A 17,162-nucleotide genomic window follows, 5' to 3' on the forward strand; every position below is an offset into this window, starting at 1 on the left:
ACACAAATAAAAACCAAGACTGGAACTCGCTTGCCGACAAGCTCTAGTCTTGGTTTTTACTATTGAAATTGTTTTTGGCATTCAGCCAAAAGTTGTTGAAGTTGTCGACTCATGTAACGTTCTTTTAAATAATAAACTGCCATGTTTCGTTTAGGTAGTTCTTGGTAAGTTAGTGTATGAATCGAATTGTCTAAAAGTTGAATATTTGTGTATTCGGGGACAATAGCGAAACTATCGGAATGAGACACCAAGTGAGTAATAAGTGAAAGAGTATCCACTTGAATGACTTTCTCTGGAGAAAAATTAGAAAACGTAGTATCTAGCCAATTGGTTAATTTGTTTTGCTCGGAAAATTCGGTATTTAAACGGACAAAGGGGTACATTGTTAGTTCTTTTAAAATTTCTTCCGTCGTGGCGTTTGCCAAAGCTGGATGATCGTTTCTTAAAATGAATTGATAATTTGCTGTAAATAAATCAATTTTACCAATATGTTCAGGTAATGGTAAGTCAGCAAAGGAAATACCAAAATCTGCATCCATTGTTTCCAAGGATTGAAGAATATTTTCTGTAATAATAGTGTGGACTTGTAAGTTGGATGAACGATCCGTTAATGTTGTCATTAGTAAGTCATTCAATTTATATTCTAAATCACAGAGATAAGTGGCTACATAAATATGGTTGGAAGAATGATTAATTTCTTTTAGCTCTTCTTCAATTGAGACCAACTCATTGGTGATGCGCCAACAATATTTTTCTAAAATTAATCCAGCTGGTGTTAAGGTGGTAGTTTGACCTTGGCGATTAAAAAGTTCAGCGCCTAACGTTGCTTCAAGAATTTTTATTTGCTTACTTAATGCAGCTTGAGAAATTGCTAAATTTTCGGCTGCTTTAGTAAATTGTTTCACTTTGCATAACTCTAAAAAATAATGTAAACGAAATAGTTCCATGGGAATTCCTCCTTTTTCTATTCCTAGAATAAATAACGTAATTGTTCGAATAAATAACGGTGTGCTTCACAATGTCCGTGATGATTATTCTGAACTAAATAGATGGCTCGTTCTGGACTATCTTCCAGAGGAATACCAACTAAGTTACGTCTGTTTAGTTCATCAGTGAGTGAATAGGGAAGGATGCTACAGGCTTTTTCTCGTTGGACCATGTCTAAGACTAAATGAAGAGAAGGGAGTTCGATGACGATTTGCCGATTTTCCCAATTGATTTTACGTTCCCAACGTTTAAACACTTTTTTTTCATATACTTGATCGGAATATGCAGCAAAAGGTAAAGAACGAATTTCGTCAATCGTCACGCTATCGGCATGGGCTAAAGGATGATTTTTATTGACACAAAGGAGATAGCTTTCTGTATAAATTAATTCTTTCTCTAATGGAATCGAGGTATCCAAAAATATCCCAATCCCAATGTCAATTAAATCTGTTTCCAAGGCTGTTTCAAGATCGTAATAATACTTAAAATCAATACTTACATACGGATAGGATTGATTAAATAACAACAAGACTTCTCCAAATGCTTTATCTATATCAATTAAGTTTGTTCCAATCCGAATGGTCGTTGTCGAACCTTGGGTCACTAATTCATTAATTTCTTCTTGCGCTTCCTTAATGAGTGCAAAAATCATTTCTGTTCGCTTGGCGACGACTTCGCCTGCTGGAGAAAGCCGACAATGTTTCTTGTCTCTTAAAATTAATGAAGCACCTAATTCACGTTCCAACTCCTTGAGCTGGGTACTTAAATAAGGTTGACTCGTATGGAGCTTTTGAGAAGCTAAAGTAAAACTCGCATACTTTGAAACTGCCATAAAATATTCTAGTTGTTGTAATTTCATTTTCCTCACCGCCGTTTCTTTAACTATACAAAAAATAGCAGAAGAAAAGCTTCTCGACAAGGCTATCTGACGGTCTTTAGATTAATTTAACCAGTTATGATTCTATGAATAAATACGAATCATACCAGAAAACCATAGTAAATAAGCGGATTATTTTTCTTTTTGTTACTGAAGGGACAAAAAGTTATCTGCTAAAAACTTTTTCTATATCGTTATTTTTTCAAGGAAGAATTATACTTGCTGTTGTAATTAAATAAGATTTGTTAGGTGAGGCTCCTATACAAACATAGGCTACTGCCCAAAAATGTCGAGAGACGCCAATGGGTAGAACAGGAACTGTCGAATGAAGGCTTTTCTTAAGGTAGCTAAAAGCAATCGCTTTTTACGTTGTATAGTGCTAAAGCTCAACGATAAGAACGATTATTCTTTGACACGTTGAGTTTTCAGCGTGTCTTTTTTTGTGGAAAGGGTGAGGAAAATGGAAGATGAACCGATCGTCAATTCAAGTCAACAACAGATAAATGAGGTGAAAGAAAATGGAAAAGAAAATGCGTCACTTGGGCCATGACTATAGTTACAAAAAGTTTGCCCATTCAGAAGTAGAAAAAGTTTTACAACGTTTCGGCTCAACTTGGGATGGCATTAAACACCAAGATATTGAAGAATTACAAGAACGTTATGGCCGCAATAAAATTATGAATGAAAAAAAAGCTTCACGGCTGCGACTTTTTATAAAATCGTATATCACGCCGTTTACTTTGGTGTTATTAGCACTAGCCACGATTTCATTTTTTACAGAATATGTCTATGCTGCGCCAGAGGAAAAAGATGTTACTGGCGTGTTAATTATGTTAGCGATGGTCATCTTAAGCGGCACGATGAGTTTTGTACAATCAGTCAAATCAAGCAATGCAGTTGAAAAATTACAAAATATGATTAAAGTTACAGCGACAGTCATTCGTGACAAGAAGCAAATGGAAATTCCTATTGAGGAAGTTGTGTGTGGCGACTTAGTCCAACTATCCGCTGGCGATATGATTCCAGCCGATTTACGTTTAATCCAATCTAAGGACTTATTTGTTTCCCAATCATCCTTGACTGGAGAGAGTTTTCCCATTGAAAAACACGCGACTCATCAAAAAGATAGTGATCAAATTGATACAGAATACGACAATCTTTTGTTTTTAGGAACAAATGTAATTAGTGGCACTGGTTTAGGCATTGTCATTAAAGTTGGTAATCAAACTTTATTCGGACGGATGGCTTCTGATAACGGAGAAGAGCAGCAGCAGACGAGTTTTGAAACAGGAATTAATAAAACAACGTGGGTGCTGATTCGCTTTATGTTGGTCATTACGCCGACTGTTTTTCTAATTAATGGGTTAACAAAAGGCGATTGGGTGGAAGCATTAATGTTCGCGATTGCCACAGCTGTCGGCTTGACACCAGAAATGTTACCTATGATTGTAACAACCAATTTAGTCAAAGGTTCTCGAGAAATGGCTAAAGAAGGCACGATTATGAAAAATGTCAATGCCATTCAAAATTTTGGCGGGATGGATGTACTTTGTACGGATAAAACAGGTACCTTAACACAAGATAAAGTAATTTTAGAATACCACTATAATATTGGGTGCCAAGAAGATCAAAAAGTCTTGGATTTAGCATTTCTAAACAGTTATTTTCAAACAGGTTTGCGTAATTTAATGGATAACGCCGTTATTCAAGCGGCGACACAAGAAAGTGATATACAATCAGATGATTTTTATAAAGTAGATGAAATTCCTTTCGATTTCAATCGACGTCGAATGAGCGTGATTATCAAAGAGTTTAAAACGCGAGAAACACGCTTAATTACCAAAGGTGCGGTTGAAGAAATGCTCTTGGTCTGCACACAGGTACTTTTAGATGGCGAAATTGTGCCTTTAACAGAGACGCTACGTCAAAAAATTACCAAAGACGTTGAAGCTTTAAATCGAGATGGTTTGCGCGTTCTAGCAATTGCCGATAAAAAAGTCGAAGCGGCTGAATGGGAGTATACAACTAAAGATGAATCAGAGTTGATTTTACAAGGTTATCTTGCCTTCTTGGATCCGCCAAAAGAAACAGCGGCGGCAGCTATTCACGCCTTGCATCAACATAATGTAGCTGTGAAAGTATTAACGGGGGACAATCAGTATGTGACGCATTCTGTTTGTAAAGAAGTTGGTCTGGCTGGCGAAAAAATTATTACAGGAAATGAACTTCAACAATTAAACCAAGAAGAATTAAGAAAAACCGTTCAAGCGTATAATATTTTCGCCAAAATTACGCCTGACCAAAAAGTTCGTATTGTAAATGCGTTAACTGAAAATGGTCAAACTGTTGGCTTTTTAGGTGATGGAATAAATGATGCTGGAGCAATGCGTGCTGCTGATGTAGGAATCTCTGTTGATACAGCTGTCGATGTGGCGAAAGAATCGGCGGATGTAATTTTATTGAGAAAAGATTTAATGGTTTTGGAAAAAGGAATTTTATCTGGACGGCGCGTGTTTACGAACACGATGAAGTACGTCAAATTAACAGCAAGTTCTAATTTTGGCAATGTTTTTTCCGTGATCCCAGCAAGTATCTTTTTACCATTTTTACCGATTGCTCCGATTCAATCGCTATTATTAAATCTAATTTACGATACTTCGTGCATGTCAGTTCCTTGGGACAAAGTAGATGAAGAATACGTAGAAAAACCAAAAAAATGGGAACCAAAATCAATTGGTAATTTTATGCGTTGGTTTGGTCCAACGAGTTCTATTTTTGATATTGTTACCTATTTATTTATGTATTTCATTGTGTGTCCGGCTATCCTAGGTGGCTCATTCTTTGAATTAAATGGAGCAGATAAATTGCTCTTTATCGGTATTTTCCATGCAGGGTGGTTCATTGAGTCCTTATGGTCCCAAATGCTCGTCTTGCATTTCCTACGAACAGAAAAAATGCCTTTCCTTCAAAGTAGTGCTTCTGGAATTATGACGTTAGTCACTACAGCAGGGATTGTTCTCGGAACTGTTTTACCCTTTACCGCTTTCGGTGCAGAACTAGGATTTGTCGGTTTATCACCAAGCTATTTCTTGTATTTAATCCCGACAATTGTTGCTTATTTAGCACTGGTTGCGTTCATTAAAGTTTTATACGTCAAACGTTACGGTCAATTACTGTAACTGATTTGTACTATTATATATAGAAAAATTTTTTTACTTTTCTTTCAAGGTTGAGGAGGTGTCGGTTTTTATGACAGCTCCTCGTTGTTGTTTTAAGTGACTGTGCGAATTTTTTTATGGATTTATTTGTCATTTACAGTTAGTATGGCTAGTAGAGACTTTCCAAAAAGAACGAGCTTTTTGGTAATAAGGAGATAAAACGAGCTAATGACCAAAACAAACCAACTTTCAACTTCAACGCCGATGTTCGATCGGTCGGCCTATATTCATATTCCATTTTGTGAGCATATTTGTTATTATTGCGATTTTAACAAGGTCTTTTTAGAAGGACAACCAGTTGATGAATATATTCAGAGTTTATTAAAAGAAATTCAACTTACGCAAGCATTGTATCCAGAACAAGAAATGAAAACAATCTATATTGGCGGAGGCACGCCAACTTCATTATCAGCGAAACAGTTAGATGTGCTACTAAATGGGGTTCGCGAACAGCTAACATTTGATGACCGAAATGAATTTACGGTGGAAGCAAACCCTGGTGATTTAACCCAAGAAAAATTACAAGTCATGAAAAACTATGGCGTCAATCGTCTTTCGATGGGCGTTCAGACATTTGATGATCGATTGCTCAAAAAAATCGGTCGCAAACACACCGCCGCAGATGTTTATGAAACAATGAAATTTTTAGAGAAAGAAAATTTTACCAATGTCAGTATTGACTTAATCTATGCTTTACCTGGACAAACATTGGAAAGTTTTCGCGATACTTTGACAAGAGCCTTAGCATTGGACTTGCCGCACTATTCGCTTTATTCATTAATTCTTGAAAATAAAACAATGTTCATGAACTGGGTTCGTCAAGGACGGTTACAGCTGCCTGAAGAAGAAATCGAAGCACAAATGTTTGACGAAACGATTGAAGCAATGGAGAAAAAAGGACGTCACCAATATGAAGTTAGTAATTTTGCTTTAACAGGAAAAGAAAGCCAGCATAATCTGGCTTATTGGAATAATGACCACTACTATGGATTTGGCGCAGGTGCCAGCGGCTATCTTGGGCAAACTCGTTACAAAAATCATGGCCCAATCCAACATTATTTGAAACCCTTGCGAGAAAATCAATTGCCAATTGTGGAGACTGAAGAATTAACTCGTCTAAATCAAATAGAAGAAGAGCTATTTTTAGGCTTACGTAAAAAAGTAGGCATTTCTAAACAAAAATTCCAACAAAAATTTCATGAACCAATTGAAGCAATTTATGGTGAGGTCATTCAACGCTTAATCAAAGAAGAATTATTAATTGAAGAAGCAGATATCTTACGTTTAACGAAAAAAGGACTATTTGTGGGGAATAATGTTTTTGAAGCATTTTTGTTAAGTGAAAAAGAGTAAAAAAAATAAAAAAATCATCGAAGTGTGACAAAGCATTCCGATGATTTTTTTATTACAAAAGTTGGTATTGATGGTTTTTGAAGGTGGTTTGCAGCGATTAGCACTCTTGTGTGGAGAGTGCTAAAAAGTTGCGTATTTCCCTTGACAAAAAGGTAAGGACTTGTTATATTAGTATATGTAGTTAGCACTTAGATGTTAAGAGTGCTAATGAAGGGTGGTAATAACGATGATTACAGAAAGACAACAAAATATCTTGAGACTTATCATCCAAAATTACACGAACACGGGCTTACCTGTCGGTTCTAAGAAATTGATGGAGGATGGCATTGCCTCTAGTTCTGCCACAATTCGTAATGATATGAAAGCATTAGAGGAATACGGCTTATTAGCTAAGACCCATTCTTCTTCAGGGCGAATTCCCTCAATGGCTGGTTATCGTTACTACGTGGATCATCTTTTACAACCAACACAAGTAGAAGAGAACGAACTTAGAAGGATTCGTCAATCTTTTGGAAAAGAATTTCATGAGATTAATGATATTATTCGACAATCAGCTGAAATTCTATCAGAATTGACAAGTTATACTGCTTTTTCATTAGGACCTGAAGTGAAAGAACGGAAATTAACCGGCTTTCGAATGGTTCCTTTGAATGATCGGCAAGTCCTTGCTATTATAGTGACAGATAAAGGCAATGTTGAAAACCAAGTATTTGCCATTCCTGCCGCTGTTTCTAGCCAAGATCTTGAAAAAATGACACAAATCATCAATGATAAGTTGGTTGGACAACCTTTGTTGACCGTTTATCATCGTTTGCGGACGGAGATTCCGATGATTTTACATCGCTATTTCCAAACGCCAGAAGGAATGATGAACTTATTCGATGAGATGTTAGGACATGCCTTTGAAGAAAAAGTCTTTGTCGGTGGTCGCATGAATTTGTTAGATTTTGGCATCAAACAAGATATTGAACAATTGAAATCTGTCTATTCCTTTATGCAAAATTCTGATGAGCTGACGCATTTATTAAATGGTTCTGCAACAACAGAAAATCCAATTGTTTTTCGTATCGGCTCAGAAATTGGCAACAATCTCTTAGAAGATATGAGCATGATCACTGCTACGTATGAAGTATCAGGACATGGCAAAGGAACAATTGCCCTGCTAGGACCAACCAGTATGCCGTATTCAAAAATATTCGGTTTGGTAGACACGTTTCGACATGAGCTAGCTTCACAACTAGGTGACTATTACCGTTTTTTAGGTAATTAAGCAAACCTTGTTAGGATAAGAAGTAGATGCATAAAGAGAAAGGAAGTTGCTGAAGTGAGTAAAAAAGAAGAGAAGCAAGAAGAATTACAAGAAGAAATGGAAGCTGTTGATGCTGCTGGCGTTTCTGAAGTAGAAGTTGAAGCAACAGAGATTGAAAATCTTAAAGCAGAGCTTTCCGAAATGGAAGACAAGTTCTTGCGGGCAAGAGCCGAAATTGCTAATATGAGCAATCGAAATAAAAACGAACGAGAATTATTAGTTCGTTACCGCTCACAAGATTTAGGTAAAAAGATTTTACCATCCATTGATAATTTAGAACGAGCAATGGCTATTGAAGTATCAGATGAACAAGGCGAAAGCTTGAAAAAAGGTATTTCGATGGTGCTAGAAAGTATTACTGTGGCTTTAAAAGAAGAAGGAATTGAAGAAATCCCAGCAATGGGTGAAACCTTTGATCCAAATTTACATCAAGCCGTTCAAACAGTCCCTGCTTCTGAAGAAACCCCAGCAGATACCATTGTTGAAGTTCTACAAAAAGGGTACAAATTACAAGATCGTGTGTTACGACCATCAATGGTCATTGTTGCACAATAACAAACGTTAATTAAAAATATATTATTATAGAAAACTAATACAGATTGGAGATATTCACTATGAGTAAAATTATTGGTATTGACTTAGGAACAACAAACTCAGCTGTCGCAGTGCTAGAAGGCGGCGAAGCGAAAATTATTGCAAACCCAGAAGGTAACCGCACAACTCCTTCGGTCGTTTCATTCAAAAACGGTGAAATTCAAGTGGGCGAAGTAGCAAAACGTCAAGCTGTTACAAATCCTAACACGATTTCATCTATTAAACGTCACATGGGTGAAGCTGGCTACAAAGTTGATGTTGAAGGAAAATCATATACACCACAAGAAGTTTCTGCAATGATCTTACAATATTTAAAAGGTTTTGCTGAAGACTATTTAGGTGAAAAAGTTGAAAAAGCAGTTATTACAGTTCCTGCATATTTCAACGATGCGCAACGTCAAGCAACAAAAGATGCTGGTAAAATTGCTGGCTTAGAAGTAGAACGGATCGTTAACGAACCAACAGCAGCAGCTTTAGCTTATGGTTTAGATAAAACAGACAAAGATGAAAAAATTCTTGTCTTTGACCTTGGTGGTGGTACATTCGACGTGTCAATCCTTGAATTAGGCGATGGCGTTTTCGATGTATTATCAACAGCCGGTGATAACAACCTAGGTGGGGATGACTTTGATAATAAGATCATTGACTACATGGTTGCAGAATTCAAAAAAGAAAATGGCATTGACTTAGCTAACGATAAAATGGCATTACAACGTTTGAAAGATGCTGCTGAAAAAGCGAAAAAAGACTTATCAGGTGTAACAAGCACACAAATCAGCTTGCCATTTATTACTGCTGGCGAAGCAGGACCATTGCACTTAGAAATGAACTTAACTCGTGCAAAATTTGATGAATTAACAAGTGATTTAGTTGAACGTACAAAAGTACCAGTACGTCAAGCCTTGAAAGATGCTGGATTAAATCCTTCTGAAATCGACGAAGTTATCCTAGTTGGTGGTTCAACACGTATTCCAGCTGTAGTTGAAGCTGTTCGCAAAGAAACAAACAAAGAACCAAACAAATCAGTTAACCCTGACGAAGTAGTAGCAATGGGTGCTGCAATCCAAGGTGGCGTAATCACTGGTGATGTTAAAGACGTTGTCTTATTAGACGTAACACCGTTGTCATTAGGGATTGAAACAATGGGTGGCGTATTTACAAAATTAATTGATCGTAACACTACGATTCCAACAAGTAAATCACAAGTCTTCTCAACTGCTGCTGACAATCAACCAGCTGTTGATATTCACGTTTTACAAGGTGAACGTCCAATGGCCGCTGATAATAAAACATTAGGTCGTTTCCAATTAACAGATATTCCTGCGGCTCCTCGTGGTGTGCCACAAATTGAAGTAAGCTTTGACATTGATAAAAACGGGATTGTAAATGTTCGTGCGAAAGACTTAGGCACTCAAAAAGAACAAACAATCACGATTAAATCTTCTTCAGGTTTATCTGATGATGAAATCGAACGTATGGTGAAAGATGCTGAAGCAAACGCTGAAGCAGATAAACAACGTAAAGAAGAAGTTGACTTACGTAACGATGCAGATGCTTTATTATTCACTGTTGATAAAACATTGAAAGAATTAGAAGGCAAAGTAGACGCTGAAGAAGTGAAAAAAGCAGAAGATGCGCGTGATGAATTAAAAGCAGCCATCGAAGCAAACGATATCGAACAAATGAAAGCAAAACGTGATTCATTGAATGAAATCGTCCAAAACTTAACAGTAAAACTTTACGAACAAGCTGCGCAACAACAAGCACAAGAAAATCCTGAAGCTGCCCAAGGTGGCGCTGATGATGTTGTTGATGCTGATTTTGAAGAAGTAAATGGTGATGATAAATAATCAATAACAATTGATTTTAGGGACTGGATCATTAGTACAATGACTAATGTCCCAGTCCCTTGTCTTTTGTGAGGAAATCAACCACAATCAAGTTAGCAAGAAACTATTTAGGTTTTGAAAGAACTGTGGTATGATTACAACGATGTTAAACAAGCTGAAAATACCTATTCACAGCTAGTAACACTGATTCAAGGTGTGACAGATAATCCAACCAGAGAGACCGAAAGCAATCGATGAATTTGGCTGGTTCTAAACACATTGTAAAGTTTGAAGAAAGTTGGAGGGAAGTCAATGGCGACGAAACGAGATTATTATGAAGTGCTAGGATTAGCAAAAGGTGCTTCAGATGATGAAATAAAAAAAGCATACCGCAAACTTTCCAAAAAGTACCATCCAGATATTAACAAAGAAGCCGATGCGGAAGAAAAATTTAAAGAAGTTTCTGAAGCGTATGAAGTATTAAGTGATCCACAGAAAAAAGCGGCCTATGACCAATATGGCCATGCAGGAACTGATCCTAATTACGGTAGCGGCGCTGGTGGCTTTGGCGGTTTCGGTGGCGGCGGATTTAGCAGTAGTGGTTTTGGTGGATTCGAAGATATTTTCGATTCATTCTTTGGCGGCGGCGGTGGCCGTTCTGTTGATCCAAATGCACCAAGACAAGGCGCCGATTTACAATATACAATTCAATTGAAATTTGAAGAAGCTATTTTCGGTGTCGAAAAAGAGATTAAGTACAATCGAGAAGATACTTGTGCAACCTGTGGCGGTAATGGCGCCAAACCAGGCACACACCCAGAAACTTGTCATAAATGTCATGGCTCTGGAACAATCAATGTTGAACGTCAAACGCCATTAGGTCGTATGATGAGTCGTCAAACTTGTGATGTGTGTCATGGCACAGGGAAAGAAATCAAAGAACCATGTCCAACTTGTCATGGCACAGGTCATGAGAAAAAAGCACATACTGTCAAAGTAAATGTGCCTGCTGGAGTAGAAGACGGTCAACAAATGCGCTTAGCTAACCAAGGAGAAGCGGGTACCAATGGTGGACCTTATGGTGATTTATATGTAGTCTTTCGTGTTGAAGATAGTGATATTTTCGATCGAGATGGCGCAGAAATCTACTACGATTTACCAGTAAGTTTCGTCCAAGCGGCTCTAGGGGACGAAGTAACTGTCCCAACTGTTCATGGTGACGTGAAATTAAAAATTCCGGCTGGAACACAAACTGGCACAAACTTCCGCTTAAGAGGCAAAGGTGCGCCACGTTTACGTGGTGGGGGCAATGGTGATCAACACGTGAAAGTGAAATTAATAACACCAAAAAATCTTAATGAAGAACAAAAGGATGCCCTACGAGCTTTTGCAAAAGCTGGCGGACAAAATGTAACTGAACAACAAGAAGAAGGCTTCTTTGATAAAATGAAAGATGCGTTTGGCGGTAAGAAGAAAAAATAAAAGAGACAACCCAGTAAGTCATGAATATTTCGTGGCTTGCTGGGTTTATTTTTCCTTTACATTTGAATAAAGTTATATTACGATGAGAAAAAAGGGTGAATATTATGGTGCTAGATATTGGTAAAAATATCCAGATGTTGAGGTGTAAAAAAGGATTATCTAGAGAATCCCTCTGTGAAGATGAAAGTAAACTTTCTGTCAGGCAATTAACTAGAATAGAAAATGAAAACGCAAACACTACGATTAGTGTACTAAACTTTATAGCGAAGCAATTAAATGTGGCTGTAGTAAATTTAATTGAACAAAAAAGTGAACTGCCTAGAGACTATTTAAAATTAAAACATAAAGTTTTTAAAACGTACCCTGTGATAGGTAGCTTGGAAAGGTTAGAATATAAAGAAGGGATTTTAGAGTTAATATATGAAAAGTATTTTTTTGATCTTCCGTTAGAAGAACAACTAACTATTGAATTAGAAAGTTCAATAATAAGTACTGTAGTAACTAAAAATGTAGACTACATGGAAAATCTTTTGAAAAATAATTTTAAAAGATTAATAGAACCTGAAGTTTATGGTATTAACGAATTATTACTTTCAAAGATATATTTTGAGATGCTCCATAGTTACGGATGGAATGAAGGTGAATTTAGTAAAATATTAAAAAAATTAATCTGTAGTATCAATTACTTGTATGATTTAGAGCTTGTTATTTTGGATGGAGTTTTCACTTCCGTTGCTAGTATTTGTTTTAGAAAAAAAAGATATGAGGATTTATACAATATAATCAAATTTTCTAAGCAAATAAGAAAGCAGGCTCACTGGTTAAATAACTGGGCAATATGGGAAATGTTAGAAGGAAAATATGAAGTAGTTGTTAACAAAAATTTGGGCAAAGCTGATAATAAATACTTGACTGCAATAAATATAGCTGAGTTATTAAGTGATTATTATTAAGTGATTATCTATTAAAAGAAAAAATATTAGATGAATGGGAGAAAGACAAAAAAATAATTATGCCTTAAATTGTGTTTATAGTCAAGGACAAAAAAGTCATTTTTAATTAAATCATTCTTGTGTATTATGTTACAAAGAAAGGAGATTTATTATGGGAAATGAATGGTGGATTGTTTATACATTGAATAATTAGGTATTTAACCTAATTAAAATATATTTTTTTAGGAGGATTGGGTAATGAAAAAAATGTCAGAAATTTCGATGGTAGAAAAGAAAGTGATGGAAAACACAAAAAGTAAAGTCAAGAAAGAGGTAAGTAATCTTTCGAAAGTATATTCTTGCTGCGCAAAAACTCAACGTCAAGTAAATATACACATTTAATCAAAAAACTCACTATAAAATCTTTATTTTATAGTGAGTTTTTTTAAAAGGAGGAATTAAAAATGTTTTATGTTCCTGCAATTTCTGAAGATAGATTTGTAGAATATTTTGAAATTCAGATTGCCCAGTCAGATACTACTGTAATTACAGGGTTAGTAGGTTCGCAAATAAAAGATTCAGTATTTATAGCGAAAACATTGCTTAAAAATAATAAACAGAAGTTTGGTTTAAATGAAATAAAAGACTTTCATATCCATTTTACTAATAATGATATATTTAAAGATGGACCTTCGGCGTCTCTTGGGATTTTTATGGCAATATTATATTATCAGAAGTATCACACCAAAATGAAGCTAATAAATAGCGATTTTACATTTTTAGTAACTGGAGATGTTGATTTGAGGGGAAATGTCAAAGAAATTGGTGGTTTGGAGGAGAAAAGAAAATTTTTTAGAAAAGAAAATTTTTCTTTATTTGTTATACCTAAAGAAGGTAATGAAGTGTTACGTTATAGCGATGAATTAAGTTGTGATAATATTTATGACACTTTGTCTATAATAGAAATGAGGGCTTCTCATGTTGAAAAAATCTAATTATATATTTGTAGAAAGAGGAAAAGAAACTGTAAGAATAATAAATTATTTTTCTCTCACTGTTTTTGAAGTTCCTTATCAACTATGGAATAGAATTGATGATTGGGTGAAATATGATTTGGAATTAGTGGAGAAGCTAGTTGCAAATGGTATATTAGTTCAAAAAAAATATAAAGAAGAAAATTATTTGGAGTACATATACAATTCTCGCTTTTTTGAAAATAATTATTTCATAAAAATTGAAAATATCAATGATTTGAAAGAATTGAATAAAATTTGTAAAACATATAATTTATATAAAAATATATGCATAGAAATGACTTTTGAAACTGATGAATATCATTTTGAAAACTTTAATCTATTTATCAGAAATAGTTCTACATTAAAACTGAAAAACAATAAAAATTTTTTTGTAAAAAAATATAATGACTGCAAGCAAATATATGATTACCCTGAGGAATTACTTTTTTTATTTGGTATGTTTCCTTCATTGCAAGTAACGTTTGGCTTTTTCAAAACTATGCTTAGCAATAAAGATATTTGTCAAGAATTTAATGAAAGTAAAATATCAATATACAATAATATAAGGGATGAATATAAAGCTGTGTTGGAGAGGGATGAATAAATTGGAAAGACTTAGTAAGTATGTTGTAAAAACTAGGATAAATAAAAGTCAGACTGCGCTTTACAATATGTTAACAAAACAACATATGCTCATTGATAACGAAAATAGAGACTCCATGTATCCAGAATTAGAACATCAGTTTTATATGAATAAAACATGTAAATCTGACAAAGAAGAACTGTTGAATCCTGTAAGAAATTCATATTTATTTTCAGACAAAGTTGCACGATATGTCGTTCATTTAAATTATGATTGTAATTTAAAGTGTAGTTATTGTTATCAGAATGTTATTTCAGAGAAAGAAGTAATGACAGAAGTTACAGTTAACGAGGTTGTTAATTTTATAAATGTTTCTGTAAACGACATCCAACCAGAACAAGTGGATATTTGTTTTATCGGAGGGGAACCCATGCTTCATTCAAAATCAATTGAAAATATTATGAAAACTTTGAGTGTACCTAGGGAGCGAACTCATTTCAATATGGTTACTAACGGTACTATAATGGGGAGAAAATACCAAAGATTGTACGATTTAGGTCTGAAAGAGCTTATGATTACATTAGATGGTCCGAGGTTAATACATGATAATTTTCGTGTTTCGAAACACGGAAGTGGTAGCTTTGATAAAATTTTGGAGAACATAGCATTATTAAATGAAAAATATCCAGATATTAACATTCAAATTAATTGTAATCTAAATGCTGAAAATGTAGATTCTATTCCTGAATTAATTCAACAATTAAAAGTACAAAATATTACCTATCCACTTATATTTAGTGATGTCATAGATACTAAAGATGAACAGTATGAATATACTTTAAAAGAAGATACTCATTGGTACGAAGTACACAAAATAGCACTGGAAGAGGGATATACATACGAACCATTTTATAGAGATATATTTTTAGGATGTAGCATGTTTCAAAAAAATAATTTTATTATTGGAGCAAATGGTTATCTTTATTCATGTATAGAAGCAGTAGGTTTAAAACAATTTCAACAAGTACATGTAAGAGAATATGGTGAATTCATGTTTGATTTTATCCGTTCGCAAGAGATTAATAAAAATGAATCTTTAGAGGACTGTATAGAATGTAAGTTTTTACCTGTTTGTGATGGGGGTTGCTATTATAAGAGATTCAGTAAAACGTTTAAGTGCCCCAAAAATTCATTTGAGAGTAATTCTATCCCTCTAGTGCATGAATTTTCAGAAAGGATGTATCTTAATGGAAGAAGTGATTAAATGTCAGAACCTCACTAAAAAATTTGGACAAGAACTCATTTTTGAAGATTTATCTTTTGCAATTAATAAAGGAGAAATTTTTGTGATTCTTGGTAAGAATGGCGCAGGTAAATCAACCTTGATTAAAATTCTGTTGGGAATGATCTATGCGACCAAGGGGGAAGTAAAATATGCTGGAATTAAAAAAAATAATTCTGCTCAGCTATATAGCAAAATGGGAGCAGTTTTGGAATCAGTAGACAATATCTACCCTTTTTTATCTGGGATAGAAAATATTCGTTATTTTCTAAGTTTATCTGGAAAATCATACAAGAAGGAAAAACAAAAAGTTCATCAATGGGTCCAACGCTTTCAGTTGCAACAAGCTATTCACAAACCGGCAGGAGCTTATTCACGAGGTATGCAACAAAAATTAGCCATTATTTGTGCGTTAGTTAAAGAAACAGATATTTTATTTTTAGATGAACCAACCTTAGGTTTAGATTTTCAGTCAAATAAAGAAATTATGGCAATTATTGAAGAATTAGCGCACCAAGAGCAAAAAACAATTGTCTTAACCTCCCATCAAGCGGATGTTTTAGAAACCTTGTCAGATCGAGTCTTGTTGTTAAATAACGGTAAGCAATTATATTATGGTAGCTATTCGACCTTTATAAAACAATTTGAATCTGATATGTATGAAATAGTTTTTAATTTTTTAGGAGAACCCTCAAAAGAAATAATTCTTGAAGGAGAGGAAACAGCACAGCTAGAACTACAAAATTTAATCAAACAAGGGTACCAAATTAATAGATTTGAAAAACGTAAGAAAAACATTGAAGAAATTTTAAGGGAGGTTTATCATGAAAATTCTACAAGCATTCGTTGGTGAACTTCGTAAATATTTATTTGAAATTAAAATGTATTACCCTGACCAAATTGTGAGTACAGTGATTACGATTTTTATTTTTATTGGTATGGGATTAATGAGCGGAAACACGTCGGAAAGCTCTTTTTATATTGGATTTGTCTATTGGTTTTTATTAAGTAGTTTAATTGGCGAAGCCTCAGTTTCAACTTCTAGTGAAAAACAAATGGGTGTTTTGGAACAATTAATGATTCAACCAATCGGTTTGAAAAAACTAATTTTAATTCGTTCGAGTATTTGGGGTGTCGTTAATTTAGTGAAAGTTCTTGTAGCACTTATTATTTTAAAAGTGATTTTAAATTTAACTTTAGGCTTCCATATGCTCTTGGTTCCTATTTTTTTTATTGCAAGTCTCGGAATTCTTGGGTTTACGATGCTTTTGTGTGGCCTAACGTTAAAGTTTACTAAAACAGCTTCTTTTGAGTCGATTATTTCATATGGAATAATGATTTTATCAGGTGCGATTTTTCCTCTGGGATTATTACCTAATTGGCTTCAAAAAATAGGTCAATTACTACCTATTACTAAAGGAATCAAAATTAGTCAAACCTTGATTCAAGGTGAAGCAATTTCTAGTGGAGAATATCTATTATTTATTATTATTTCTGTTAGTTATCTGACTTTAGGAATTTTAGCGTTTGATAGTATTTATGACAAGAGTAAATCTGCAGGTGTAGATCGTAGATATTAACAGAATAAGCTGACTCTCTTAAAAGTTTATTGAAAAGTAAACTTTTAAGAGCTTTTTTATTTCCAAACATTTTACGAGAATATTTTAAAATTTAGCGTATACTTAATATAAGCAAGTTAG

16 protein-coding genes and 1 riboswitch are annotated in these 17,162 nt (G+C 34.6%); of the genes, 14 read left to right on the top strand and 2 right to left on the bottom strand.

The features are described 5' to 3' along the window. Positions 1–59 precede the first annotated feature (59 nt). Both IGK54_RS05670 and IGK54_RS05675 read right to left on the bottom strand, forming a co-directional pair. On the bottom strand, positions 60–947 hold the full coding sequence (locus IGK54_RS05670) for a LysR family transcriptional regulator (RefSeq protein WP_010824580.1): 888 nt from the start codon (positions 945–947) through the stop codon (positions 60–62). Positions 948–970: 23 nt separating this feature from the next. Then, positions 971–1,846, bottom strand: coding sequence for a LysR family transcriptional regulator (locus IGK54_RS05675; protein WP_002382245.1), 876 nt, complete (start codon positions 1,844–1,846; stop codon positions 971–973). A 252-nt stretch (positions 1,847–2,098) separates the two neighbouring features. Continuing rightward, positions 2,099–2,269: riboswitch (M-box (ykoK) riboswitch) on the top strand. Positions 2,270–2,382: 113 nt separating this feature from the next. Here IGK54_RS05675 and mgtA point away from each other — a divergent pair. From mgtA to IGK54_RS05745, 14 genes are all read left to right on the top strand, one after another. Next, positions 2,383–5,043: a magnesium-translocating P-type ATPase gene (gene mgtA, locus IGK54_RS05680; protein WP_142957193.1), complete on the top strand. Its 2,661-nt coding sequence runs from the start codon at positions 2,383–2,385 to the stop codon at positions 5,041–5,043. A gap of 243 nt (positions 5,044–5,286) precedes the next feature. Next, entirely contained in the window at positions 5,287–6,435 is a 1,149-nt protein-coding gene (hemW, locus tag IGK54_RS05685) for a radical SAM family heme chaperone HemW (RefSeq protein WP_185938082.1), read from the top strand. A 226-nt stretch (positions 6,436–6,661) separates the two neighbouring features. Continuing rightward, entirely contained in the window at positions 6,662–7,705 is a 1,044-nt protein-coding gene (gene hrcA, locus IGK54_RS05690; RefSeq protein ID WP_002357828.1) for a heat-inducible transcriptional repressor HrcA, read from the top strand. Between the two features lie 54 nt (positions 7,706–7,759). Continuing rightward, on the top strand, positions 7,760–8,299 hold the full coding sequence (grpE, locus tag IGK54_RS05695; protein ID WP_002357827.1) for a nucleotide exchange factor GrpE: 540 nt from the start codon (positions 7,760–7,762) through the stop codon (positions 8,297–8,299). Between the two features lie 59 nt (positions 8,300–8,358). Beyond that, on the top strand, positions 8,359–10,188 hold the full coding sequence (gene dnaK / locus IGK54_RS05700) for a molecular chaperone DnaK (protein WP_002357825.1): 1,830 nt from the start codon (positions 8,359–8,361) through the stop codon (positions 10,186–10,188). Between the two features lie 114 nt (positions 10,189–10,302). Then, complete coding sequence (locus IGK54_RS05705; protein WP_002357824.1) at positions 10,303–10,425, top strand: hypothetical protein; 123 nt, start codon at positions 10,303–10,305, stop codon at positions 10,423–10,425. Positions 10,426–10,479: 54 nt separating this feature from the next. Then, positions 10,480–11,649, top strand: a complete 1,170-nt coding sequence (gene dnaJ, locus IGK54_RS05710) for a molecular chaperone DnaJ (protein WP_142957190.1) — start codon at positions 10,480–10,482, stop codon at positions 11,647–11,649. Positions 11,650–11,753: 104 nt separating this feature from the next. Further along, the gene (locus IGK54_RS05715) at positions 11,754–12,602 is read left to right on the top strand and encodes a helix-turn-helix domain-containing protein (RefSeq protein ID WP_241408337.1); all 849 of its coding nucleotides are present in this window, start codon (positions 11,754–11,756) and stop codon (positions 12,600–12,602) included. A gap of 237 nt (positions 12,603–12,839) precedes the next feature. Beyond that, complete coding sequence (locus IGK54_RS05720; RefSeq protein ID WP_002384628.1) at positions 12,840–12,983, top strand: hypothetical protein; 144 nt, start codon at positions 12,840–12,842, stop codon at positions 12,981–12,983. 62 nt (positions 12,984–13,045) lie between these two features. Next, the gene (locus tag IGK54_RS05725) at positions 13,046–13,576 is read left to right on the top strand and encodes a S16 family serine protease (RefSeq protein WP_016615759.1); all 531 of its coding nucleotides are present in this window, start codon (positions 13,046–13,048) and stop codon (positions 13,574–13,576) included. Next, complete coding sequence (locus IGK54_RS05730) at positions 13,560–14,201, top strand: hypothetical protein (protein ID WP_010819950.1); 642 nt, start codon at positions 13,560–13,562, stop codon at positions 14,199–14,201. The genes IGK54_RS05725 and IGK54_RS05730 overlap by 17 nt, the downstream gene beginning before the upstream one ends. Further along, positions 14,194–15,444 (top strand): radical SAM/SPASM domain-containing protein, encoded by a 1,251-nt coding sequence (locus IGK54_RS05735; RefSeq protein ID WP_142957623.1) that lies wholly within the window; start codon positions 14,194–14,196, stop codon positions 15,442–15,444. The genes IGK54_RS05730 and IGK54_RS05735 overlap by 8 nt, the downstream gene beginning before the upstream one ends. Next, positions 15,428–16,315, top strand: a complete 888-nt coding sequence (locus IGK54_RS05740; RefSeq protein WP_010775790.1) for an ABC transporter ATP-binding protein — start codon at positions 15,428–15,430, stop codon at positions 16,313–16,315. Before IGK54_RS05735 ends, IGK54_RS05740 begins: the two co-directional genes overlap by 17 nt. Beyond that, entirely contained in the window at positions 16,287–17,042 is a 756-nt protein-coding gene (locus IGK54_RS05745; RefSeq protein WP_002388066.1) for an ABC transporter permease, read from the top strand. Before IGK54_RS05740 ends, IGK54_RS05745 begins: the two co-directional genes overlap by 29 nt. Positions 17,043–17,162 lie beyond the last annotated feature (120 nt).

The organism is Enterococcus sp. DIV2384, assembly GCF_050534975.1.
Lineage (GTDB): Bacteria > Bacillota > Bacilli > Lactobacillales > Enterococcaceae > Enterococcus > Enterococcus faecalis.